The 23180-nt window shown below is 73.1% G+C and carries 17 protein-coding genes and 1 pseudogene; 7 read left to right on the top strand and 11 right to left on the bottom strand.

All coding sequences use genetic code 11. The annotated features are described in order from the left end of the window. Positions 1–262: 262 nt before the first annotated feature. The 4 genes from OYE22_RS20620 to OYE22_RS20605 form a co-directional block, all read right to left on the bottom strand. Positions 263–1885: a hypothetical protein gene (locus tag OYE22_RS20620; RefSeq protein WP_277321790.1), complete on the bottom strand. Its 1623-nt coding sequence runs from the start codon at positions 1883–1885 to the stop codon at positions 263–265. Then, a complete protein-coding gene (locus OYE22_RS20615; protein WP_277324234.1) occupies positions 1885–2769 on the bottom strand; it encodes an RNA polymerase sigma factor in 885 nt (294 codons plus the stop codon). The genes OYE22_RS20620 and OYE22_RS20615 overlap by 1 nt, the downstream gene beginning before the upstream one ends. A gap of 77 nt (positions 2770–2846) precedes the next feature. Then, the gene (locus OYE22_RS20610; protein WP_277321789.1) at positions 2847–3755 is read right to left on the bottom strand and encodes a DUF4328 domain-containing protein; all 909 of its coding nucleotides are present in this window, start codon (positions 3753–3755) and stop codon (positions 2847–2849) included. 523 nt (positions 3756–4278) lie between these two features. Next, positions 4279–6057, bottom strand: coding sequence for a family 20 glycosylhydrolase (locus tag OYE22_RS20605; RefSeq protein ID WP_277321788.1), 1779 nt, complete (start codon positions 6055–6057; stop codon positions 4279–4281). A 422-nt stretch (positions 6058–6479) separates the two neighbouring features. Here OYE22_RS20605 and OYE22_RS20600 point away from each other — a divergent pair, with 422 nt between their 5' ends. The 5 genes from OYE22_RS20600 (at position 6480) to OYE22_RS20580 (ending at position 10733) form a co-directional block, all read left to right on the top strand. Next, complete coding sequence (locus OYE22_RS20600; protein WP_348652230.1) at positions 6480–7130, top strand: 2-oxo-4-hydroxy-4-carboxy-5-ureidoimidazoline decarboxylase; 651 nt, start codon at positions 6480–6482, stop codon at positions 7128–7130. Between the two features lie 202 nt (positions 7131–7332). Next, complete coding sequence (gene sdhC / locus OYE22_RS20595; RefSeq protein ID WP_176162091.1) at positions 7333–7713, top strand: succinate dehydrogenase, cytochrome b556 subunit; 381 nt, start codon at positions 7333–7335, stop codon at positions 7711–7713. 2 nt (positions 7714–7715) lie between these two features. Then, positions 7716–8186: a succinate dehydrogenase hydrophobic membrane anchor subunit gene (locus tag OYE22_RS20590; protein ID WP_277321787.1), complete on the top strand. Its 471-nt coding sequence runs from the start codon at positions 7716–7718 to the stop codon at positions 8184–8186. Between the two features lie 22 nt (positions 8187–8208). Further along, positions 8209–9963, top strand: a complete 1755-nt coding sequence (sdhA, locus tag OYE22_RS20585; protein ID WP_277321786.1) for a succinate dehydrogenase flavoprotein subunit — start codon at positions 8209–8211, stop codon at positions 9961–9963. Then, positions 9963–10733, top strand: a complete 771-nt coding sequence (locus OYE22_RS20580; RefSeq protein WP_277321785.1) for a succinate dehydrogenase iron-sulfur subunit — start codon at positions 9963–9965, stop codon at positions 10731–10733. Before sdhA ends, OYE22_RS20580 begins: the two co-directional genes overlap by 1 nt. A 128-nt stretch (positions 10734–10861) precedes the next feature. Here the strand turns inward: OYE22_RS20580 and OYE22_RS20575 are convergent, their stop codons facing one another. After that, on the bottom strand, positions 10862–11305 hold the full coding sequence (locus OYE22_RS20575) for a MerR family transcriptional regulator (protein ID WP_277321784.1): 444 nt from the start codon (positions 11303–11305) through the stop codon (positions 10862–10864). A gap of 246 nt (positions 11306–11551) precedes the next feature. Between OYE22_RS20575 and OYE22_RS20570 the strand changes: the two genes are divergently transcribed. Continuing rightward, positions 11552–12316, top strand: coding sequence for an alpha/beta hydrolase (locus OYE22_RS20570; RefSeq protein ID WP_277321783.1), 765 nt, complete (start codon positions 11552–11554; stop codon positions 12314–12316). A gap of 111 nt (positions 12317–12427) precedes the next feature. On the opposite strand, the gene OYE22_RS20565 is transcribed toward OYE22_RS20570, so the two are convergent. The 3 genes from OYE22_RS20565 to OYE22_RS20555 form a co-directional block, all read right to left on the bottom strand. Beyond that, positions 12428–13924, bottom strand: a complete 1497-nt coding sequence (locus tag OYE22_RS20565; RefSeq protein ID WP_348652229.1) for an ABC transporter substrate-binding protein — start codon at positions 13922–13924, stop codon at positions 12428–12430. A 712-nt stretch (positions 13925–14636) separates the two neighbouring features. Further along, positions 14637–16307: a metallophosphoesterase gene (locus tag OYE22_RS20560; RefSeq protein WP_277321781.1), complete on the bottom strand. Its 1671-nt coding sequence runs from the start codon at positions 16305–16307 to the stop codon at positions 14637–14639. A 15-nt stretch (positions 16308–16322) separates the two neighbouring features. Next, on the bottom strand, positions 16323–16574 hold the full coding sequence (locus OYE22_RS20555; protein ID WP_232109995.1) for a hypothetical protein: 252 nt from the start codon (positions 16572–16574) through the stop codon (positions 16323–16325). Here OYE22_RS20555 and OYE22_RS20550 point away from each other — a divergent pair. Beyond that, positions 16513–18024, top strand: coding sequence for a D-alanyl-D-alanine carboxypeptidase (locus tag OYE22_RS20550; RefSeq protein ID WP_277321780.1), 1512 nt, complete (start codon positions 16513–16515; stop codon positions 18022–18024). The two genes, OYE22_RS20555 and OYE22_RS20550, sit on opposite strands and share 62 nt — an antisense overlap. Before the next feature lie 423 nt (positions 18025–18447). Here OYE22_RS20550 and OYE22_RS20545 read toward each other — a convergent pair. The 3 genes and pseudogenes from OYE22_RS20545 to OYE22_RS20535 form a co-directional block, all read right to left on the bottom strand. Next, a pseudogene (locus OYE22_RS20545) lies at positions 18448–19293 on the bottom strand (YihY/virulence factor BrkB family protein); the annotation flags it as partial. 238 nt (positions 19294–19531) lie between these two features. Beyond that, positions 19532–21577 carry an AAA family ATPase gene (locus OYE22_RS20540; RefSeq protein ID WP_277321779.1) on the bottom strand — a complete coding sequence of 682 codons (2046 nt, stop codon included), beginning with the start codon at positions 21575–21577 and terminating at the stop codon, positions 19532–19534. Between the two features lie 805 nt (positions 21578–22382). Beyond that, complete coding sequence (locus OYE22_RS20535) at positions 22383–23153, bottom strand: TetR family transcriptional regulator (protein ID WP_277321778.1); 771 nt, start codon at positions 23151–23153, stop codon at positions 22383–22385. Between the last annotated feature and the right edge of the window lie 27 nt (positions 23154–23180).

The raw sequence follows: 23180 nt of genomic DNA, 5'->3' as shown, positions 1-23180 counted from the left end.
GGCGCGGGCAGGGCCGGGGGAACGTGCCCCACCCGCGCCGGTTGCGCGTAGCCGCAGGTACGGGGGGAACCCCGGCTTGCGCGCGGCCGATGACCAGTCGGCCCGCTCCATTCAGCGCCGCGACGCGAGAAAACGTCACACCTCATCGGTTCTGGCCGGTACACGGTGCCCCACAGCGGGCACTTCGTCCGTTAACCAGCGGTATGCCGGGCGGAAGTCGCCCGCACACTTTCCGCTCGCCCGTGCGAGCGGCCGCGAACATTCAGTGACGCGTGGCCGGACTCGGCGTCACACCCGCGGTGTGGCTGGGGGTCGCGGTGGCGGTTCCCGTGGGTGAGGGGCGACCCTGCCCGGGAGGCCGCCCGTCGCCGTCACCGCCGCCCGGGCCGCCCTCGTCCGGCTCCTCGCCGGGCTCGCCGCTCTGGCCGCCACCACCACCGCCGCCTCCGCCGCCGGGGCGCGGGGGGCTGTCCTCGTTGAGCAGGCCGGCGCAGAACTTCCGCACCGCGCTCGCCCCGCCCGCCGCGCGCTCCAGCTTCAGCAGCGTGTGCGGGTCCAGGCCCACGTCCTCGCCGTTCTTGTGCGCGACGTAGTCCCGGCACATGGCGAGGACCCAGCGCTTGCGGTTCGGGTCGGGCGTCCAGCGCGGTGGCTGGCTGCTCGGACGGTTGCCGGGCGCGGTGGCGTCGGGGCCGTCGCCGGGTTCGTGGCCGGGGTCGTACCCGTCGCCCGCGCCGTCGGTCGCGCCACCGCTCGGGCTCGCGTCACCGCTTCGGCCCGGGCCGTCGGGGCGCGCGGAGGCGGACTCGGTGGGCCGCGTGCCGTCGCCGGGCGGCCGCGCGTGGCTCGGGTCGTCGGACGGCGTACCCGTCGCGCCGCTGATTTTCGGTTGGGGCACCGAGCCGTCGGAGGTCCCGGCGGCGGTCACGCTCGCGGCCGGGGCCGGCTGCACGTCGCCCCGAAAGGGCGTCGGTAGCACGCCGGTGCCCGCGGCGACGGCGACGCTGCCGAGCGCGCAGCCCACCAGCGCCGCGGCGAGGCCGGCACGCAGCGGGCCGCGCACCGGCACCGGTCTTCCCCGGGCCGGCCTGCCCTTGCGGCCGGGGCCGGTGTCCGCCCGGCCGACCACGGTGGTCGCCGAAGGGCCCGTGGTGCGCCTGCCGCGACCCGTGGCCAGCGTGGAGCGGTTCTTGGCGGACGCGCCCCGCGCGTCGGAGGCCGACTCGGCGGCCCCGGGCGTGCGGGCGGGCGCGCCGGCGGCGCCCCGTTCGTCGCGCGCGGCGGCCAGCGGGGCGTCGCCGTCACCGGCTCGCGGCCCCTCGGACAGCGCCGCGACGGCCCCGTGGACGTTGCCGAGCGTGGGCGCGGCGGGCTCGGCGCGCGGCCCGTCGGCGGACGCCGCCGGGGCCGCGCGCGCGGCACGGAAGGCCGCGACCGCCGCCTCCTCACCGGGCAGCGGCCCCTCCTCGCACTCCAGGCGGCCAAGCGGCCCGATCGCGTCCTCGGCCACGGCCGCGAGCACGGCGGCCAACCGCTGGGCGGCTACCTGTTGGGCCGTGGCCCGGTCGGGGTGGTCGTGCGTCGTGGGAGCGCCGCGACCGGGGGTCGCCGGGCCGCCGGCGGCGGTCGGCCGCGCCCCAAGGGCGCCCAGGTCGTCGGTCTCGGTGTGGTCCTCGGCGTGGGCGAGGCCGTCGCCGGGGCCGCCGACGCCCGCCGTGGCGATTCGTTCCGCCTCGCTCCGCCCCTGGTCAGCGAGGGTCGGACCAGCCTCGTTTCGCTCTCTTCGCGCTCCGCCGAACCCGCTCTGGCCAGGCACCGGGACGCCGCGCAGCAATCGCTCAGCGGCGTCATCATCCAGCCAGCCGTACTGGTGCTTGTCGGCCATCACATGTCCCTCTGCGTCCGCGCGCACGAATCCGTCACACTCGCGGACGTCGTCGCGCCGCTACGTCCCAGGCGCTGCGACGGGATCGCCTCTCCCGTCGCGTCCGCTCCCACTTCGGCCGGTGTGCTCTCCCTGCCGGTGAGCGCCGCCGCCCCCGGTCGTACGGCGGAAGCCGCCCCCCTCCGTGGCAGCGGGGCCGGTTCCCGCGCCGCCATGCTCTCCATCCGCCCCGTCCCCGGGGGTGGGCCCGCGCCACCGCCGGGGCCGCCGCCCGGGCCGACCGGGCCGGGTGGGCCGAGGGGGCCCGCGCCGCCCTGGTCGACGGGCTCGCTCGGTGGGCCTTCGATGAGGTCGGCCAGGCGCCGCAGGCCCCGGTGGGCCGAGGTGCGCACCGCGCCGGGGCGCTTGCCGAGCACGCCGGCCGCGCTCTTGGCGTCCAGGCCGACGACCACCCGCAACACCACGGCCTCGGCCTGGTCGCGGGGCAACTGGGCGATGAGCGCGAGCGTGTGCCCGGTGCCCAGCGACTCCAGGGCCTCGCGCGCGGTGTCCGCGTCGGCCGGCCGCTCGGCGAGTTCGGTCTCGTCCCCGCCGATGGCCGGGCGGCGCCCGCGCATCCTGATGTGGTCGAGCGCCCGGTTGCGCGCGATGCGCGCCGCCCAGCCCCGGAACCGGTCCGCGTCCCCGTTGAACCTGCCGAGGTCGCGCGCGATCTGCAACCAGGACTCCGACGTGACGTCCTCCGCGTCCGACTCGCCGACCAGCGTCCGTACGTATCCGAGCAACCGAGGGTGCACGGACCGGTAGACGGTTCGGAAGGCGGCCTCGTCCCCGTCCTGCGCCGCGCGCACCGCGGCGGTCAACTCCCCGTCGTCCCCCTGCACGCCCTCATCCTGCTCCACTTGGAGAATCCGCTGCTCAGCGGCGCCGTACGTGGTCGTCGTCCGGGCCGCCTCCGGTCTCAGTACCCGGCGGGACCGGAGCCGTACGGGTACTGCTGCTGGCCCGGCGCCTGTTGCCCCGGCGCGGACGGCGTGCCGGGGCCGCCGCCGTACTGCTGTCCACCGTACTGCGGGCCGCCGTAGGGAGCGGCGCCTCCGTAGGGCTGGTTCGGGTAGGGCTGGCCCGCCGGGGCCCCGTACGGCAGACCGCCGGACGGGCCGTACGGCGCGGGGCCGGACTGCGGCGGGAGCGTGGCGCGCTCGGCCTGCATGGCGGTGATCTGGCGGACGAGGAGCAGGGCGAGGATCGCGGCGGCGATCAGTACGCAGGAGGAGAACATGCTGGCGCCGAGCGCGGAGTGCATGGAGTCGATGGTGTCCATGGCCTCCTTCGGCGTCTCGATGTCGCCCTCCTCCATCTTGGTGTTGGCCACCTCGTACCGGATGCTGGCCACCATGCCGATGACCTGACCGACGATGAGCGTCACCCACCAGCCGTTGAGCAGGCCGCGCTTGGCGGCGTGCGGGCCCTGCGGGGAGCTGGCCCGCCAGATGTCGTTGGCGATCTGCTTGGGGAACCAGAGGTTGACCACCGGCGTGAACCAGGCGCCCGCGGCCCAGCCCGGCGTGAACCGGTGCTGCCCCGGCGCGAAGACCTCGGCGTTCAGCCGCAGCCGGCGGAACCAGACGGCCCACACGATGGCGACCGCGACGACCACGAAGAAGTTGATGACCGACATGCCCATGGCGAAGTCGTCGGCGTCGTCGGCCTTCTCGTAGGAGATGAGCTTCCCGTCCTGGAAGTCCCCGAGGATGCTCCACTGGTCGGTCACGGCCACCAGGACCGCGATCTCCGAGGCGATCAGCACCCCGAACAGCACCGTCAGCGCGGTCGACAGACCGCGCCGCAGGTCCACGGGGGCGGGCATGCCCATTCCCTGTGGACCGGGAGCGGGGTATCCGATCGGGGGCGCACTGGGCAACGGCTGCTGCTGTTGCTGCTGGTAGGAGCCGCACGCGGTGCAGCGCCCATCGGCGCCGACAGCGGTGGCGCGGCAATTCCCGCACGGAAACATTTCAGGCCCCCTGGAACGCGGCCGGCGATCCGGGCCGCGATGAGATATGCAAACGGCGCGCACGACGGCGCGGACCTGCACGTTACGGGCATCCGCTAGGGCGCGTCCAGACCGGTCCTCGGGGCCGGTGTGACGCATTCGAGGCGCGTGGCGCTGTAGGTGATACGGGCTCGTACGCGGGTCCGTCTCGTACGGCGGTCGGGGCCTCTCCTGTGGGGGGTGGCGGCCCCGACCGTCTTGAGCTTTACCCCGGCCCTGGCCTGCGATGACACGCGGACCAGGGCCTTCGTGCGACCCACGCGTGACCAACGCGTGACCAACGGCGCGCGGCTTCGGGAGAGTCCGGCCCGGCCGGTGGGGTGCCGCGCGCCGCCGGCTACCGGCCCGTCACCTGTTCGCCCAGCGCCGCGAACCGGGCCCAGGGCTCGCGGGGCTCGCGCGGGTCCCACACGCGCTGCGCCAGCGCGCGCAGGGGCGCGCGGATGCCGCGCGCGATCTGTTCCGGCGTCTGCGCGTCGGCGATGTCGCACCAGATGCCGAACCGACCACCCACCACCCGGTCCCGGCCGCCGAGCGCGGCCGGCACCGGCTCGCTGCCGCGCAGCACCCGGGGCGACCACTCCTCGTAAATCCGCTTCCCGGTGGGGTACGCGAAGTCGTTGGGCTCCCCGAGCACGTAGTAGAGGTACTCGTCGTTCACGTTGATCACCGGGCGGCCCTCGCGCAGGTACTCCTCCGGCTGTCGGGCCCCGATCTCCTTGCCGGTCCAGTACTCCACCTCGCGGTCCTTGTCCGCGCGCACCACGCCGCCCCGGAAGAGGCCGTCGTTCCACGACTTGACCCGGGCCCCGGCCGCGCGGGCCGCCTTGGCGCGGTCGTTGAGCCAACCGGTGGCCAGGTCCTGCACCCGTGCCCCGGACCCGTACCTGCGCTCGGCGTGCCGGGCCAGTTGCGGGAAGGTGTTCTCCGGGTCGCGCACGGTCAGGGCCAGGTACTCGTCCCCGCCCAGGTGCCAGTACGGGCCGCCGCCGGCGTCGGTGGCGAACAGCGGGGCGAACTCGCGCAGCAGGTCGTCCAGGATGCGGGCCGCGCCGGGCGCGGAGATGTCGACCGTGCCGCGCGGGGCGCTGCCGTCCGCGCCGCGCAGTTGCAGCGAGGGGTGGGCGCGGATCACCGTGCCCAGGTGGCCGGGCGAGTCGATCTCCGGGATCACCGCGACGTGGAGCCGCTCGGCCAGCCGCACGATGCGCCGCACCTGAGCCTTGGTCAGGTGCTGGGCGGAGACGATCTCCGGGTGCGAGCTGCTCTCGATCCGGAAGCCCTGGTCGTCCGAGAAGTGCAGGCCTACCTGGTTGAGCTTGAGTTCGGCGGCCTCGCGCACCCGGTCCTCGATCCAGCGGGCCGTGAAGTGCTTGCGCGCCGTGTCGATCATGAGCCCGCGCTGTGGCCGGTCAGGGCCGTCCCGCACGACGCCGGCCGACAGCCGCCCGTCACCCGAGCGCAGCGCCTGCCGGACCGTGCGGGTGCCGTAGAAGACGCCCGCGTCGTCGGAGCCGGTGATCAGCGCCTGCCCGTCACGCACCGTCAGTACGTAGGACTCGCGGGCGATCTGGTCGTCGCCGGGCGAGCCCGGCTCGCCCGCGCCCTCCCGCGCCGGCCGCCGCGCGACCCCGTCGGCCGGCCGCCGCCCCGCCCCCTTGTCGTCCCCGGCCTTGGGCGTGGCCCGGATGACCGACGCGGGGCGCAGCGCGAGGGCGATGTCGCCGCGCCGGGGCGACCCCTCGGCGACGGTGAGCCCGAGTTCGCGGGCGAGCCGGTCGGCCTCGTCGGCGAGCGAGCCCTTCCGGTCCACGACCACCCGCGAGTCCTTCCCCGGCCGCCAACCGGGCCCGCCCTCGGGCTCGTACGAGCGGACGGCGGGGATGGTGCGCGGCGCGGGCGGCGGGTCGGCCGAGCCGAGGGAACGGGGCGGGCGGCCGTCGAGCGGTGGCGGCTCCGAGGGCCCGGCGGAGGTGGAGCCGGGACCGTCGCGCGCGGGGTCGGAGTCGTCGCCGCCGGGCCACCCCACCACGGCCAGCACGATCGCCAGGGCCGCCGCGACCGCGAGGGCCGCGACGATGATCGTGGTCTTGGAGACAGAGCGAGGCATCCTCATGGGGGCAAACCTCCCATTGAGGGGCGAAAGAGCGGAGATAGCGGAGGCAAATCGTCCACCACCCGCAGAAAAACTCTCTCCTTCGGGTGAAGTTGACGTCGCACCGGGTCCATTTCGGAGAGGTATCGCTACCGTGACCTCCGCCTCCCCCCTTGAGCCCTCGCCTGCCCTCCGCGCACCCTCCCGCTCACCGCTCCCGCTGGCCCACCTCGCCCGATCCCCCTCCCGCCCGCCAGGCGTCCCTCTCGGCGACCCTGGCCACCGCACTTCCTCTTCCCGCCCACTTTCCCTGGCCGTTCCCTTCACGTATCCAATTCGTCACGCTCCGCAGCGGTCGGCCTCCACGGTCCGGCCCCGCGGTCGCCCGTACCCGCCCCGTTCGCCGCCTTCTTCTCCGGGCCGCTCATCCCGAGGAGGCCACCGTGTCCAGCGACACCCCGGACGTGCTGACCGGCGCCGCCACCGCGCCGTCCCAGCCCTCAGCCATCGCCCCCGCCACACCGGCCCCGGCCACCGCGCCCGCGCCCGCGGCCGGGCCCCCGGCCGCGCCGCCCCCGTCGCCGGCCGCGCCACCGCCACCGCCCGGCTGCGCGCTCGACCGGCTCAACGCCGCCCAGGACGGGGCCGTCGAGGCCGCGCTGCTGGCCTGTTGCGGCAGCCGCCGCTGGGCCCGCCGGCTCGCGACCCACCGCCCCTACCCCGACCTGCCCGCGCTGCTGGCCGCCGCCGACGAGGCGAGCTACGACCTCACGCCCCGCGACCTCACCGAGGCGCTCGCCGACGAGTCGGTGGCCCAGCACGCGCCCTCCGGCTCCCGTGGCCCCGGCACGCTCGCCGCGCACACCGCGCTGCGGGCGGCGCACGCCGCGTACGAGAGCAAGTTCGGGCACGTCTTCGTGGTGTGTCTGGACGGCGTCCCGCACGAGGAGGTGCTCGGCCACGTACTGGCCGCCATCCGCGCCCGGCTCGACAACGACGCGGAGACCGAGCGCGAGGTGGCGGCCGACGAACTGCGCCGCATCGCGCGGGGACGGCTCGCCCACCTCGCCGCGACCAGGCCACACGGAACCTGACGCTCCGCGCGCCGCGCCGCGCCCGAGGCGTCGGGGGCCGGGCCGCCCTAGGCCGTACGTGGCTGTTTGATCACACCTCCGGACCCCGGCGCGGGGAACCGACAACACGTCGCTACGATGGCCAGGGCCGGTGGACCGTACCCGGCCGGGCCCGACCGACAGCAAGCCGGTGGCCCCAGTCCCCGCTCCCGGAGGGTTTTCCGTGCCGGCTGGAACGCTGTACCGCGGCCGGGAAGGCATGTGGTCCTGGGTGGCTCATCGAGTCACCGGCGTGACCATTTTCTTCTTCCTGCTCGTCCACGTGCTGGACACCGCGCTCGTCCGCGTATCGCCCGAGGCGTACGACGACACGATCGCGATCTACAAGAATCCCGTAGTGAACCTGATGGAGTACGGCCTCGCCGCCGCCGTGCTCTTCCACGCGCTCAACGGCCTGCGCCTGATCGCCGTGGACTTCTGGTCGAAGGGTCCCCGGTACCAGAAGCAGATGCTCTGGGCCTCGGTGGGTATCTGGGTCGTCCTGATGGCGGGCGCCTTCTACCCGATCATGGAGCACTCCCTCCGCGACCTCTTCGGGAGCTGATGATGGCGACTGACACCACCCCCGCGACGGCCCACGCGAGCACGACGTACGACGTCGACAACCCCGCGCCGGTCATCGAGCCGCCCCGGGCCCGCACCTCGAAGACCCCGAAGGCCAGCCGGACCAACTTCGAGCTGTACGGCTGGCTGTTCATGCGGCTGTCCGGCATCCTGCTCACCGTCCTGGTCCTCGGTCACCTGCTGATCCAGCTCGTGATCGACGGCGGCGTCTCCCGGCTCGGCTTCGCCTTCGTCGCCGGCCGCTGGGCCTCGCCGTTCTGGCAGGCGTGGGACCTGGTGATGCTGTGGCTGGCGATGCTGCACGGCGCCAACGGGCTGCGCACCATCATCAACGACTACGCGGAGCGCGACCAGACCCGCTTCTGGCTGAAGACGGTGCTCTACTGCGCCACCGTGTGGACCATCCTGCTGGGCACGCTGGTGATCTTCACCTTCGACCCGAACATCCGCTAGAGCCCGGGGCTGACGCAATCCGATGAAGATCCACAAGTACGACACCGTCATCGTCGGCGCCGGTGGCGCCGGGATGCGCGCGGCCATCGAGTCGACCAAGCGCAGCCGGACCGCCGTCCTGACGAAGCTCTACCCGACCCGCTCCCACACCGGCGCGGCGCAGGGCGGCATGGCCGCCGCCCTGGCCAACGTCGAGGAGGACAACTGGGAGTGGCACACCTTCGACACGGTCAAGGGCGGCGACTACCTGGTCGACCAGGACGCCGCGGAGATCCTGGCGAAGGAGGCCATCGACTCGGTCCTGGACCTGGAGAAGATGGGCCTGCCGTTCAACCGCACCCCGGACGGCACCATCGACCAGCGCCGGTTCGGCGGCCACTCGCGTAACCACGGCGAGGCCCCGGTCCGCCGGTCCTGCTACGCGGCGGACCGCACCGGCCACATGATCCTCCAGACGCTCTACCAGAACTGCGTCAAGGAGGGCGTGGAGTTCTTCAACGAGTTCTACGTCCTCGACCAGCTCATCACCGAGGTCGACGGCGTCAGGAAGTCGGCCGGCGTGGTCGCGTACGAGCTGGCCACCGGCGAGATCCACGTCTTCCAGGCAAAGGCCGTCATCTACGCCTCCGGCGGCTGCGGCAAGTTCTTCAAGGTGACCTCCAACGCGCACACCCTCACCGGCGACGGCCAGGCGGCCGTCTACCGGCGCGGGCTGCCGCTGGAGGACATGGAGTTCTTCCAGTTCCACCCGACGGGCATCTGGCGGATGGGCATCCTGCTCACCGAGGGCGCGCGCGGCGAGGGCGGCATCCTGCGCAACAAGGACGGCGAGCGCTTCATGGAGAAGTACGCGCCCGTCATGAAGGACCTCGCCTCGCGTGACGTCGTCTCCCGCTCGATCTACACCGAGATCCGCGAGGGTCGCGGCTGCGGCCCCGAGGGCGACCACGTCTACCTGGACCTGACCCACCTGCCGCCGGAGCAGCTCGACGCCAAGCTGCCGGACATCACCGAGTTCGCGCGGACCTACCTGGGCATCGAGCCGTACACGGACCCGATCCCGATCCAGCCCACCGCGCACTACGCGATGGGCGGCATCCCGACCAACGTCGAGGGCGAGGTGCTGGCCGACAACGACACCGTCGTGCCCGGCCTGTACGCCGCCGGCGAGGTCGCCTGCGTGTCCGTGCACGGCGCGAACCGGCTCGGCACCAACTCGCTGCTCGACATCAACGTCTTCGGCCGTCGCGCGGGTATCGCCGCCGCCGAGTACGCCGCCAAGGCCGACTACGTCGAGCTGCCCGAGAACCCGGCCTCGCTGGTCATCGAGCAGGTCGAGCGGCTGCGGGACTCGACGGGCAGCGAGCGCGTCACCGAGATCCGCAAGGCGCTCCAGGAGACCATGGACGCCAACGTCATGGTCTTCCGCACCGAGCAGACCATCAAGACGGCGGTCGAGGAGATCGGCGCCCTGCGCGAGCGCTACCGGAACGTTTCCGTGCAGGACAAGGGCAAGCGGTTCAACACCGACCTCCTGGAGGCCATCGAGCTGGGCAACCTGCTCGACCTGGCCGAGGTGATGGCCGTCTCCGCGCTGGCCCGCAAGGAGTCGCGCGGCGGCCACTACCGCGAGGACTACCCGAACCGCGACGACGTCAATTTCATGCGGCACACCATGGCGTACCGCGAGGTGGGCGCAGACGGCACCGAGTCGATCCGGCTCGACTACAAGCCCGTCGTGCAGACCCGCTACGAGCCGATGGAGCGTAAGTACTGATGAGCAGCGCGACCCTTGAGAAGAACTCCTCGGCACCGACGGACGCCGAGTCCGCCGCGCACCTGATCACGGTCACGTTCCGAATCCGCCGGTTCAACCCGGAGGTCTCGGACCAGGCGGTCTGGGAAGACTTCCAGATCGAGATGGACCCCAAGGAGCGCGTCCTGGACGCCCTCCACAAGATCAAGTGGGAGCTGGACGGAACCCTGACGTTCCGCCGCTCGTGCGCCCACGGCATCTGCGGCTCGGACGCCATGCGGATCAACGGCCGCAACCGGCTCGCCTGCAAGACGCTGATCAAGGACATCAACCCGCACAAGCCGATCTCGGTCGAGCCCATCAAGGGCCTGACGGTCCTGAAGGACCTCGTGGTCGACATGGAGCCGTTCTTCCAGGCGTACCGGGACGTGATGCCCTTCCTGATCACCACGGGCAACGAGCCGACGCGCGAGCGCCGGCAGTCCGCGGCGGACCGCGAGCGCTTCGACGACACCACCAAGTGCATCCTGTGCGCCGCGTGCACCTCCTCGTGCCCGGTGTTCTGGAACGACGGCCAGTACTTCGGCCCGGCGGCGATCGTCGGCGCGCACCGCTTCATCTTCGACTCGCGTGACGAGGGTGGCGAGCAGCGGCTTGAGATCCTCAACGACCGGGACGGCGTGTGGCGCTGCCGCACGACGTTCAACTGCACGGAGGCATGCCCGCGCGGCATCGAGATCACCAAGGCGATCCAGGAAGTCAAGCGGGCGCTGATCACCCGCCGCTTCTGACCTCGCGGTCGGCCCCAACGCGTGTGAGGGCCCCGTATCGGCTGTTGGCCGGTACGGGGCCCTCGCGGTTGTTCGAGCGCGCTCCTGTGCGGCTGGCGGCCGGTGGGCGGCCCGGGGCGGGCGCCGGGCTAGCTCGCGACGCTGGAGGGCGCGGCCGAGGAGGGGCCCGGGCCCGGTGTCGGGCGCTGCGCCGTGACCGGGGCGGGGGCCGGGGCCGGGGTGGGGAGGTCGGAGAGGGCCGCGTAGTCGGTGAGGGCGGCGCGGCGGCGCTGGAGCTCGGCTATGTCGTCGTCCAGCTTCGAGAGCTGGCCGTCCACGATGTCGGTGAAGTGCGCGCAGTCGCGTACGCCGGGGCCCGCGCTGTGCGTGCAGGGCAGCACCGTACGGATCGCGTCCGTGTTCAGCCCCGTGGCCAGCAGCTCGCGGACCCGGCGGACCGTGTCCACGGCCTCCGGGGCGTAGCGGCGGTAGCCGTTGCTGTCCCGCTCGGAGCGGAGCAGGCCCTGCTCCTCGTAGTAGCGCAGCAGCCTCGTGCTGACGCCCGTGCGCCGTGCCAGCTCGCCGATCAGCATTCCGCCCGGCCGTCCTTCCGCCTCGACTTGACCTTCACACCGATGTCAAAGGGCAACCTACCGGCCATGGCACAGATTCCCGCGGCCAGCACCGCGCACCCAGTCCTGTCCCCGTCCTCTTCCTCTTCCTCTTCCGCCACGTCTGTCACGTCCGCGTCCGTCGCTGGCGCGGCAGCCTCCACCGCGTCCGGGCGCACCGGCCCCGGCCCGGTCTCCGCCCCGGCGCCGGCCGCGCCGATCGGTCCGTTGGCCACCCGGGTCACCGGCTCGGGTCCTGGCGTACTGCTCGCGCACGGCGCTGGCGGCAGCATCGAGGGCAACTACGTGCCGATCCTGCCGGCGCTGGCCGCGGGCCACACCGTCGTGGCGCCCGACTACCCGGGCTCCGGGGAGACGCCGCGCGCCGGCGCGCCGCTGACCCTGGACGGGCTGGCCGACGCGTTGGTGGCGGAGGCGGTCGGCGCCGGCGTGGAGACGTTCACGCTGGTCGGCTACTCGCTCGGCACGACGGTCGCCGTACGGGCCGCCACCCGGCATCCGGAGCGGGTGCGCGGTCTGGTGCTCACGGCCGGGTTGGCCAGGGCCGACAACCGGCTGCGGACCACGCTCGCGCTGTGGCGCCGGCTGCTGTCCCTGAGCGACCGGCGGGCCTTCGCGGAACTGGTGGCGCTGACCGCGTTCGCCCCCGCGACGTACGAGGGCCTGGCGGCCGACCAACTGGACCCGCTGCTCGACGACATCGCCGCCTCCGTGCCGCCCGGCACGCCCGACCAGGCGGCGTTGGCGGGGGCCGTGGACACCACGGCCGACCTCCCGCGCATCGCCGTGCCCACGCTGGTCGTCGCCACGACCGAGGACCTGCTGGTCTCCCCGCACCACTCGCGCCCGCTGGCCGAGAACATCCCGGGGGCCGAGTACGCCGAGTTGGCCACGGGGCACCTGCCCATGGTGGAGGCGCCGACGGAGTGGGCCGAGCTGATCACGGACTTCCTGGCCCGGCACGGGCTCTGAGCACGGGCTCAGAGACCACGCTCCGAGCGCGCGCTCTGGGGCCGCGAGACCGGCATCGGAAGTCCCCCACTGGCCGGGCCGCCCGTGGACGGGGTCGGCCCGGCGTGGTGGTCAGATGCGGTCCAGCTCCCAGAGGCGCCACATGCCGGTGCCCTCGGAGAGGAACTGGGTGCCGGCGATCCCGTCCTCGCTGACCACGATGTCCTTGCCCTGCCACAGCGGCAGTATCGGCACGTCGTGCGCGATCAGCCGCTGGATCTCCCGGAAGTCCCACACCACGCGTTCCCGCTGCGGGGTCTTCTGGGTGTCGCGGATCAGGGACCGCACCCGGTCGCTGCGATAGCCGTTGTGCAACGTGGACTGCTCCCCCACCAGCGGGCTGACGAAGGTGTCCGCGTCGAGGAAGTCCGGATACCAGATGATTCCGTACGCGTCGTAGTCGCCCTTGTTGAAGCCGCGCTGGAACTCGTCCCACTTGTACTGCTTGAACGACACCTTGAACAGGCCCGTCCGCTCCAGTTGCGCCTTGATTTCCTCGCCTTCGGCCTTGGCCGCCGAGCCCGGCGCGTACGCCATGCGGAAGCTGACCGGGGTGGAAATGCCGGCCGCCTGGAGGAGTCGGCGGGCCTCCTCGGCACTGGGCTTCGGGTAGGAGTCGTAGAAGGCGGTGTTGTGGCCGGTGACGCCCTTCGGGATGAGTGAGTAGAGCGGATCGACGGTGCGGCTGTGTGCCTTGCGGATGATCTCGCCCCGGTCGACGGTGGCGGCAATGGCCCGGCGCACGGCGGGGTTCTTCAGCGCCGATCCCTCGCGCACGTTGAAGACCAGATTGCCGGTGGTGGCGCCCGGGTTTTCCATCACCTTCATGGCGGGGTCGGTCGCGGAAAGCGAACGCACGTAGGCGGCCGGCAACTGCCGCGCGGCGACGTCCACGTCCTTCTTCTTCCAGGCGTCCCGGAGGGCCTCCGAATCCGCGAAGTAGCGGACCGTGACGGGCTTTCCGGTGTCCTTTATGGCGCCCTGGTAATCGCCGTTGGGGCGCAGCTCGGCTATTTTCTCGGGCTCGTACTTCTTGAGCACGTACGGCCCGGACCCCGTCACGTCCTCGCTGGTGCTCAGCTTGTCGGGGCTGTACTTCTCCCGGTCCACGATGGAGCCGGCGCCGGTGGCGATCTTGTACGGGAACGTCGCGTCGGCCGACCTGAGGTGGAAGATCACCTTGTCATCGCCCTGAGTCTCCACCGACTTGAGGCTGGTCAGCAGCGACATCGGGCCGCGCGGGTCGTTGATGGCGACGATCCGGTCGAAGGAGAACTTCACGTCCTCCGCCGTGATGTCGCGACCGCCGGCGAAGCGCAGGCCGGGCCGCAACTCGCAGATGTACGTCCGCAGTTCCTCGCCGGCGAAGTCGCATCTCTTCGCCGCGTCCGGCACCGGCTTCGGGCTCTCGGTCCGGAAGGTCAGCAGCGACTGGAAGACGTTGCTGTACAGGCCCCAGGAGCCCGCGTCGTACGCGCCCGCCGGGTCGAGCGTGGTCACCGGGTCGGCCGTGCCCACCGTGATCGGCTCGTCGTCGTCCGACGAGGACAGGACGTCACAGCCGCTCACGCCCCAACCGGCCACCACGGCACCCAGCGCCCACCCCAAAGCAAGACATCGCTTGCCGACCCATCGCATCCCGCGCCCCCTCCGGCACTTCACAACCCGGGGAAGAAATCGCAGGCGCATGCGACAAACCCGCAACCTGTTCCCCGCTCAACAATGCGCTTCACCCAATCACACGGCTGACGCATGCGCTAGCAACCTTCTTTTCCCGTCGGGGATTTGACCGCTTTACGCATGCGTACGGTGCGGCAACCACGCACCGGTAAGCGGCCCGCCCCCGGAAAGGGCCTTTCCGCCCGCATCTCGACGCGGCGGTCCACGGAGATACCGGAAGAGGCGGGCAAAGGACGCGGTTTCGCCGTTCCGGGGCTAAAGAGGGGCCGATCCGCACCACAAAGAGGGCAAGTCACTCGGCAGCGGCCAACATATCTCCCGAACCGCCGCCATTTCACCGCCGGCGACGCCCCGATAAACGAAAGTCCTTGCGGCTGTGACACGGTGCCGGTTTGCGAAGCGGAGCGGTGTGGGCGCTCGTGGCGCCGGCTTGTGGTGCGGAGTGCGCGGCTACGGGCGGGCGGTTCGGGGCGTGGTTACGGGTATGTGGTACGGGCACGGAGGCGTGGCGCGTAAAGGCTCAGACCAATGCGCCGGAGGGGGATAAGGAAGGGAAGTAAGCCGTCCGATCGGGTGCGCGGCGAAATGCGGAACGAACGCTTTAGGCGTGCGGGGAGGCGAGTTGGACGACCGTGATGTCCGGCGGCGCGCCCACGCGCACCGGCGGGCCCCACGCGCCCGCGCCGCGCGAGACGTAGAGCTGGGTGTCGCCGTACCGCTCAAGCCCCGCGACCGTGGGGTTGGCCAGCTCCGCGAGGTAGTTGCCGGGCCAGAGCTGCCCGCCGTGGGTGTGGCCGGAGAGCTGGAGGTCCACGCCGTGCCGCACGGCGTCGTAGATGACCACGGGCTGGTGCGCGAGCAACACGGCCGCGCGGCCCCGGTCGCGGTCCCCGAGCGCCTGCCGGAAGTCGGGGCCCTTGCCCTCGTCCTCGCCCGCCACGTCGTTGACCCCGGCGAGGTCGAAGCCGGGCAGTTCGGTGCGCTCGTTCTCCAACGGGCGCAGGCCCAGCTCGCGCACGTGGTCCACCCACGCGTCGGCGCCGGAGAAGTACTCGTGGTTGCCCGTGACGAAGAACGAGCCGTCCCGCGCCCGCAGGTGTCGCAGCGGCTCGGCGGCGGGCCCCAGGTCGGCCACGCTGCCGTCCACCAGGTCGCCGACCACGGCCACCAGGTCCGGGTTGACCCGGTTGATCGTCTCCACCACACGCTGGGTGTGCGCCCGGCCCAGGATCGGGCCCAGGTGGATGTCGCTGACCACCGCGATCCGGTACCCGTGCGCCTGCCGGGACAGCTTGGCGAGCGGCACGGTGATCCGCTTGACGCGCGGGCCACGGAAGACGCTGTACGTGCCGTACCCCACGGTCGCGGCGGCGACGGCCCCCGCCCCCGCGGCCACGGTCCGCGCGACGAACAGCCGCCGCGAGGTCTGGGCCGCGGCCGGGGCGGCCTGGTCCGAGGTTGCCTGGTCGGAGAGTGCCTGGTCCGAGTTTGCCTCGTCTGGCGTGGCCCCGTCCGGGGTGACCCCGTTCGGGGTGGCCTCGTCTGAGGTGGGGGTGCGGTCCGGGGTGGGGGCGTCCGTCGCACCGGACGCGGTGGCCTGGGGCCGGGTGGTGGCGGGGGCGGTCGCGGTGACCCCGTCCGGGGCGAGCGTGGTGGCACGGTCCGGGATGGCGGCGGCGACGGTGGCGTCCGGGCTGGCGGTGGCGTTAGCGCTGTTGGTGGCGTTCGCAGGGCCGGTGGCGGTGCCGGACGGGGCGGGTGTGGCGGCAGTGGTGGGGGCGCCGCTGGTCGTGGTGGTGGCCGGCGCGGTGGGGCGTGCGGTGGTGGTGGCCACGGGAGTGGAGGCGGTGACGGTCTCCGTGGCGGGGGTGGCCGTGGCGGGGGGCCCGGCGGAGGCGGTCGTGGTGGAGGCGGTCGTGGTGGTGGGGGGTGTGGTCGGGGCGCGTCTCGCGCGCCGTTCGAGGGCCCGCAGGAGGAGCGGCCGGACCGCCTCGCCGACGATCAGGGCGAGGGTCAGGTACAGCAGCGTCGCCAGCCACATGTACCCCGGCCAGGCCAGCACCCGCTGCACGGTGAACGGGGCGCCCGCGCGCCCACTGACCAGAGCCCCGACGCTCAGCAACGGCAGGGCGACCACCGCCCAGGTACCGACGCGCCGCGGCCAGCCACCCGCCGCAGTGACATCGCGCACCATGCGGCGCCAGACGTACCAGTGCACGCCCCCCAGCAGTGCGACGATCAGCAGCGCGACCAGCGCGAAGACGGCGACCATCCCCCCATCCTTCCGTTACGTCGAGGCGCCTTCGCGCCGCAGGGCCCGCACGCCACGGAACCCGAGCACCCCGATCCCCGTCCCCAAGAGAAACGAGGTGATCGCGAGCGCGAGATGGACCCAGAAGTACGTGGTCGGGTCGCCGGACTCGTCGAAGGCGAGTCCGCTTGAGTCTTTCCAGAGGTTTTTTACAAAGGTGAACCAAATGCACCAGCTCCACGCCCCGAACGCGAGCAGGAACCAGGACACGGGGCGGCTGAGCTTCATGGCTTCCAGTATGCGGAACCACTCCACGGAGCCGGTGGGAGGGTCGCGTTCTCCCGAGGCGCCGGTGACGCCCCGTACCGCTACCGATACGTTCACGTCCGTGCCGACGACTTTCCGTACCTCGCGTACCCCCCGCGCTCCGCGCACCGCCGACGCCCCTCCCCCGCCTCCGCGCTCCCACGGGCGCGGGCGCGCCGCGGCGGTCGCCGCGCTGCTGGCCTCGTGCCTGCTCGCCACGGCACACCCCGCGCTCGCCGATGACGGGCCGCGGAAGGAGGAGTCCAAGGAGCCGAAGCCGCCGGCCGCGATGTCCACCGTGGGCGGTACCCAACTGGGCAAACCCGGCACCCAGGTACGCCTCAAGGCGGGCGCGCCGCCGCTGCCGAAGGGGCTCACCGCGCGGTCGTGGATGGTCTCGGACGCCGAGTCGGGCGAGGTGCTGGCCGCGCACAACGCGCACTGGCGGCTGCCTCCGGCCAGCACGCTCAAGATGCTCTTCGCCGACACGCTGTTGCCGAAGTTTCGCAAGGACCAGACCCACAAGGTGGAGCTGTCCGACCTGGCGGGCGTGGGCGAGGGCAGCAGCCTGGTCGGGGTCAAGGAGAAGTACACCTACTCGGTGCACGACCTGTGGCTCGGCGTCTTCCTCCGCTCGGGCAACGACGCCGTGCACGTGCTCTCCGCGATGAACGGCGGCAAGCCGCAGACCGTACGCGACATGCAGGCCCACGCCGACGAGCTGAACGCGCGCGACACACATGTCGTCAGCCCGGACGGCTACGACGAGAAGGGGCAGGTCAGCAGCGCGTACGACCTGACGCTCTTCGCCCGCTCCGGGCTGCGCAAGGCGGACTTCCGCGAGTACGCGTCCACCGCGCGGGCCAAGTTCCCCGGTGAGGTGAAGAAGGACAAGAAGACGAAGAAGGCCAAGCGCGAGCACTTTGAGATCCAGAACACCAACCGGCTGCTCACCGGCGACACCGACCTGGACCCGTACCAGGGCATCGCCGGGGTCAAGAACGGCTCCACCACGCAGGCCGGGGCCACCTTCACCGGCGTCGCCGAACGGGGCGACCGGGTGCTGCTCGTCACCGTCATGAACCCCGCGAAGAAAGAGCACAACGAGGTCTACCGGGAGACCGCGAAGCTCTTCGACTGGGGCTTCAAGGCGGCCGACGCCGTCGAACCGGTGGGCACGTTGGTGGCGCCGGGCCCCGACGGGGTGGCCGACGCCGCGGCGGACGAGAAGAGCGGGGAGGCCGGCGGCGGCAAGAACAGCCACCAGCAGGCCAACGCCGCAGTCCCGGCCGGCGGCGAGGGCGCGGGCGGCGGAGCCTGGACGGCCGCGGGCATCGCCGGCGGCTCGCTGGCCCTCCTCGCGGCAGCCGCCTACGCCGTACACCGCCGCTGGCCCCTGCCCGACATGGTCCGCCGCCGCTCCCGCCCCTGACGTCCCAACCCGGGGCCGTCCCACCGGACCCTCTCGGCCCGGCCCCGGGCGAAACGGCTAGCCGCTCCCGGGGCCCGGCCTTTCCCGGGTCCCCGGCTCGCGCTCCCGCTCCGCCGGGGCGCCGGCCGCGCCCGTCGGGAAGCCGGCCGCGCCCGTCGGGTCCGCGGCGTGACCGGCGTCCGCCGCGTCCTGTCGCGCCCGTACGACGTCCGCGGCTTCCGGCGTCGCTCGCGCGTGCACCGCTTCCGTGGTCGCGGGTCCCGTGCGTACGGGCTCGCCGTGTGTGGGGTCCGCGTGGGCTCCCTTGGTCAGCCGGACCCGCCCCTCCGGTCCGGCCTTCCCCTCGGCCGGCCCTGGCGCCGCCTCTGTCGGCCCGGGCTGGTCATCGGCCGTCGCCTCGGGGGGCGCGGGTACCTCGTGGGCCTTGGAGGGGGTCGCCGTCCAGCCCGCGCAGAACAGCGAGAGCTTGGCCGTGAAGTTGATCCACAGCAGTAGTGCGATCGGGGTGCCGAACGCCCCGTACATGCTCTTCGCCGCCACTCCCTGTATGTAGCCGCTCAGCAGCGACTTCAGCAGTTCGAAGCCGATCGCGCCGATGAGCGCGGCGACGACGACGGCGCGGCGGGGCGGGGTGACGCCCGGCAGCCAGGTCAGGACGTAGCACAGCAACAGGAAGTCGGCGCCGACCGCGGCGGCGAACGCGGCCAGCCGCAGCAGCCAGCTCCCCACCCCGTCCTCGGGGATGTCCAGCTTCGAGGCCGCCCAACCCACCGCGGTGACCGCGAAGGTGGAGACGGCGAACGAGCCAAGGGCCACTCCGCCGAGGCCCAACAGGATGCCGCCGTCCTTGAGCTTGCGTAGCACGATGTTGTCGTGTTCGTCGTCCAGCTCCCACACGGCCCGCAGGCACTCGCGCAGCGAACCGACCCAGCCGATGCCGGTGAACAACAGCGCCGCACCCGCCAGGACACCGACCGTGGCCGCGTTCTCCACCAGCGCGCTGAGGTCGAGCTGCCCCGAGATGCCCGGCACCTGGGCGGCCAGCTTCCCCTCCAGTTCGCGCATGCTGGCGTCGCTGAGCACCGCGGCACCGATGGCCGCCCCCACCGTGATCAGCGGAAACAGCGCGAGGAAGCTGATGAAGGTGATGGCGGCGGCCAGCCGCGTCCAGTGAACCCGCTCCAGGGTCTCGTACGTGCGCCACGCGTGCGTACGCATCAGCCGCCCCGCGATCGGGCCGATCCACGGCAGCCGGGTCAACCAGTCCATGAGCCCTTTTCTACCCTTACCCGCATATTCATTCCTCTGCCGGTCCGCGTTCCGCCTGCCTCGCCCGACTCGTCTCGTCTGGCTCGGGTGGCTCGCCTGGTTCGGGTGCTGGCCTGGCTCGCCTGGTCTACCAACCCTCCCGCTTCTGTGTGGTCCGGTCCGCCCCCGGTGATCCTCGGCCCCCGGTGGCTGTCCGACCGCGCCTGTCTGGGCTGCGCGTTCCCCGTTGCCGCGGGCGCTATCCCTCTCCGGTCGAGGGTTCGGTCCCGGGCTGGGCCCGCAGCGTGCCCAGGGCCTGCGGCAGCGGGTGGGAGTGCACGATGCGCAGCCCCGACACCGCTCGGGTGAGCACCACGTACAGCCGGTGCAGCCCGCGGGGCTCGGCCGCCACGATCGCCGCCGGCTCCACGGCGACCACCTGGTCGTACTCCAACCCCTTGGCCAGGGACGCGGGCAGCACCGTCACCCGCCGCGCCGGGTCGGCCTCGTCGGGCTCGGCCGTGGCGATGCCCGCCTTCACCAGGGCCCGGCGCACGTCGGGCACGGCGGCGTCGGCGGCTATCACCCCGATCGAACCGGCCGCGCGCCGCGCGGCGCGCACCGCCGCCACCGTGCCGGCCATGGCGTCGGCCACGGAGTGGACGTGCAGTTCCCCGTCGCTCCGCAGCGAGCGGGCGGGCGGCACCTGGGTCGCCAGGTGCGGCAGCAGGGCGTTCGCCACGGCCACGATGGCGGCCGGCACCCGGAAGCCGGTGGTGAGCGGGGCGACCGTGGCGTTCGGCTTGCCCAGATGCGCCAGGTGCTCCGGCCAACTCCGCGCCGCCCAGGGCGTGGTGCCCTGAGCCAGGTCGCCCAGCACGGTCAGGGAGCCGAAGTCGCTGCGCCGGGCCAGCACCCTGCACTGCATGGGCGACAGGTCCTGCGCCTCGTCCACCACCACGTGGCCGAAGCTGCCCGGGCGTTCGATCAGGCCCGCCACCTCGTCGATGAGCACCAGGTCCGCCGCCGACCAACGGGCGCTCTTGACCGAGCGGGGCGGCTTGGTCCAGCGCAGCGCGGCCTGTTCGGCAGGCGAGAGCAGCCCGTCCGAGGCCGTCTGGATCACGTCGGGCGCGCTCAGCAGTTCGGCGACGACCTCCTCGGGCCGCACCACGGGCCAGGCGGCGTCCAGGAACGCCTTGACGGCGCGGGAGCGGCTCATGCGGCGCACCCACTCCTGAGGCGGCGGGCCCGCGCGCCGCTCGACCTGGCGGCGGACGAGTTCCATGGTGCGCGAGAGCACCCAGTCTCGGCCCGTGGCGTAGGGCGGGGCCTGCTCCCGCACCTGGGCGACGATCTCGGCGAGTTCGTCGGCGTCCACCCGCCAGCGGTAGGTGCCGTCGGGGATGGCCAGCGACTCGCCCGGTGGGCGCACACGCCGGTAGAGGGCGCGCGCGAGGACCTCGGCCATGCGGGGGTCGTGCTTGACGGCGGCCGCGTCCGGGGGGTCCTCGGCGCGCACCGGAAAGCGGTCGATGAGGTCTTCGGCCGTGCACTGGCGGACGTCGATCTCCCCGAGCGCGGGCAACACCTCGGCGATGTAGCGCAGGAAGGTGCGGTTGGGCCCGACGACCAACAGGCCGCCGCGCTGGATGCGTTGGGGGTAGGTGTAGAGCAGGTAGGCGGCGCGGTGCAGGCCGACGGCCGTCTTGCCCGTGCCGGGAGCGCCCTGCACGCACACCGAGTCGGCCAACGCGCCCCGTACCAGGTTGTCCTGTTCGGGCTGGATGGTGGCGACGATGTCCCGCATGGGGCCAACCCGGGGGCGCTCGATCTCCGCGGCCACGATCCGGCTGCCGCCCGCGACCGTCGCGGCTTCCTCCCCCCGGCCGGCCGCCGTGGCCGCCGCGCCGAGTCGCTCGTCCTCCAGGCTGGTGAGGTCGCCCGGCTCGCCCTTGCTGGCGGGGGCCCAGCCGAACCTGCGGCGTACCGCGACGCCTTGCGGGTCGCGCGAGGACGCCTGGTAGAAGACGCGGGAGACGGGCGCGCGCCAGTCGATCACCATGGGCGTCGCGGTGGCGTCGGCCGCGATGTGGCGGCGGCCGATGTAGTACCGCTGGCCTCGATGGTCTCCGGTGGAGGGGGCGGTGTCGAAGTCGAGGCGCCCGAAGAACAGCGGGGCCTCCGGCTCCTCCGCCATCTGCCGGGCGTAGCCGCGGAGGTACCGGCCCAGCACCTCGGCGCTCGCGCCGTCACCGGAGACGTCCTCCCCGAGCGTCACCTGACGCCGGGCCGACTCGACCATGCGGGCCAGCGTGGCCCGGCACGCGCCGACGTGAGCCCGCTCGGCGGCGAGCCCTTCATCCGGCCCCCCTCCAGCACCACTATCCGGGTCACCGCTGGGACCACCGCTCGGGCCCCCGCCGGGACCACCGCCCGGACCACCGCCCGGGTCGCCTTCGGAGCCACGGCCCGGGCCAGCATCCGGGCCGCCGCCCGGATCGTCGGGGCGGGGGGTCGATAGGCGCGGGTCGGACGGGGGCGGGCCCGGCCGAGGCGGCCCCGGCTCGGCCGGGGAAGGCTCAGCCGGGGAGGACCCAGTCCGTGAAGGTTCGGGCGGCGAAGGCTGAGCCGGAGGCGACCCTTTCCGGGAAGCGGAGGCCAGGGGCCGATGGGGCGCGTCGGCGGCCACGCCGTCGGGTGGTGAGGTCATTTCGGTACACCTTTCGCGTAGGAGTGGCGGGCAGGCCGGCTCGGCGGGAGCGCACGCGGGCAGCACGCATCGCCGCTCGGCGCGCCGAGCGGGGGCGAACGGTCGGGTGGTGGTGCGCTGCGGGGCGCGGCCCCGCGAGCTGAGTGGCGGAGGACGGATGGTCGGCGGCGGCCGGCTCCCCCGGGCACGGCCGGAGCCGAAGGCAGCGCCCCATGGCACGACCCAAGGCAGCGCAAGCTCACGCCTCACGGACGAGCCCGCGCCAGCGCACCCACGACGCGCGGTCAGCCGTCGACCGTCAGCCGTCAGCCGTCAGCCGTCAGCCGTCAGCCGTCAGCCGTCAGCCGTCAGCCCAGGGTGTGGGTGGGGCGTCCGTCAGGGGCGCTGGCCTCCTGGGTCAGAGGTGGGAGCCGAGCACGGAGAAGGCGTGGTCGGCGGCGGCGACGGCCGACGGGTAGACCGCGTCGGCGCTCTCGCCGTCGGCTATCCGGCGCCAGTTGTCGAGCGCCAGGATGCGCTGAGCCGCGATGACCTGGCTCGCGGTGAGGCGGGCCGTCAGGGCCTCCAGCCTGGTCGGCTCCCCGGGGCCCGGCAGGGCAGAGCCGGGAACCGGCAGGTCGGGACCCGCGCCCGGCAGGCCAGGACCGACGAGCGGGCCCGGGACCGCCCCGGTGACGGCCACCGGCGCGTCGGCCGGGCGGTGCGTCGCCTCGGGGGCGTGTGCCACCTCGTACAGCGTGCGGGCCAGGGCCTCCTCGGACCGCGTCGTGTACGCGTACAGCCGCGCCACCAGGCTCGGCGTGCCGTACAGCAGGCGGTGGAAGGCGAGGACCTCGCTGTCGTCGCACAGGCCCGTGACCGGGTCGCGGCGGTCGAGGCCGGCGCGGAAGTGCGCGTGCAGCGCCTGCAGGGGGCTCTGCTCGGGGGCGCGGTCGCGGACCACGCGGCTGGCCTCGCCCTCGTGGTCCGCGAAGCGGTAGAGAGCGAGGTCTTCCTTGGTCGGGAAATAGCGGAACAACGTGGGCTTGGACACCATGGCCGCGGCGGCGATCTCCGCCACCGAGACCTGGTCGAAGCCCTGCTCAAGGAAGAGCGCGATCGCGGCGTCGGAGATCGCCTGATAGGTGCGCTGCTTCTTGCGCTCGCGAAGACTCGGGTGGCCGTCCATGAGAACAGCCTACCGATTTTGAGACCC

Origin of the sequence: Streptomyces sp. 71268 (assembly GCF_029392895.1) — a bacterium.
GTDB lineage: Bacteria > Actinomycetota > Actinomycetes > Streptomycetales > Streptomycetaceae > Streptomyces.
Note: the sequence above shows the minus strand (reverse complement) of the source record. Positions and strands in the feature narration are given on the sequence as shown.

What these genes read in the sequence shown, in the direction of transcription:
- OYE22_RS20620 (WP_277321790.1), bottom strand. Translation starts at nt 1,885, where the DNA reads ATGGCCGACAAGCACCAGTACGGCTGGCTGGATGATGACGCCGCTGAG.
- OYE22_RS20610 (WP_277321789.1), bottom strand. Translation starts at nt 3,755, where the DNA reads ATGCCCGCCCCCGTGGACCTGCGGCGCGGTCTGTCGACCGCGCTGACG.
- OYE22_RS20605 (WP_277321788.1), bottom strand. Translation starts at nt 6,057, where the DNA reads ATGAGGATGCCTCGCTCTGTCTCCAAGACCACGATCATCGTCGCGGCC.
- OYE22_RS20590 (WP_277321787.1), top strand. Translation starts at nt 7,716, where the DNA reads ATGGCGACTGACACCACCCCCGCGACGGCCCACGCGAGCACGACGTAC.
- sdhA (WP_277321786.1), top strand. Translation starts at nt 8,209, where the DNA reads ATGAAGATCCACAAGTACGACACCGTCATCGTCGGCGCCGGTGGCGCC.
- OYE22_RS20580 (WP_277321785.1), top strand. Translation starts at nt 9,963, where the DNA reads ATGAGCAGCGCGACCCTTGAGAAGAACTCCTCGGCACCGACGGACGCC.
- OYE22_RS20575 (WP_277321784.1), bottom strand. Translation starts at nt 11,305, where the DNA reads ATGCTGATCGGCGAGCTGGCACGGCGCACGGGCGTCAGCACGAGGCTG.
- OYE22_RS20560 (WP_277321781.1), bottom strand. Translation starts at nt 16,307, where the DNA reads ATGGTCGCCGTCTTCGCGCTGGTCGCGCTGCTGATCGTCGCACTGCTG.
- OYE22_RS20550 (WP_277321780.1), top strand. Translation starts at nt 16,513, where the DNA reads ATGCACCAGCTCCACGCCCCGAACGCGAGCAGGAACCAGGACACGGGG.
- OYE22_RS20555 (WP_232109995.1), bottom strand. Translation starts at nt 16,574, where the DNA reads ATGAAGCTCAGCCGCCCCGTGTCCTGGTTCCTGCTCGCGTTCGGGGCG.
- OYE22_RS20540 (WP_277321779.1), bottom strand. Translation starts at nt 21,577, where the DNA reads ATGGTCGAGTCGGCCCGGCGTCAGGTGACGCTCGGGGAGGACGTCTCC.
- OYE22_RS20535 (WP_277321778.1), bottom strand. Translation starts at nt 23,153, where the DNA reads ATGGACGGCCACCCGAGTCTTCGCGAGCGCAAGAAGCAGCGCACCTAT.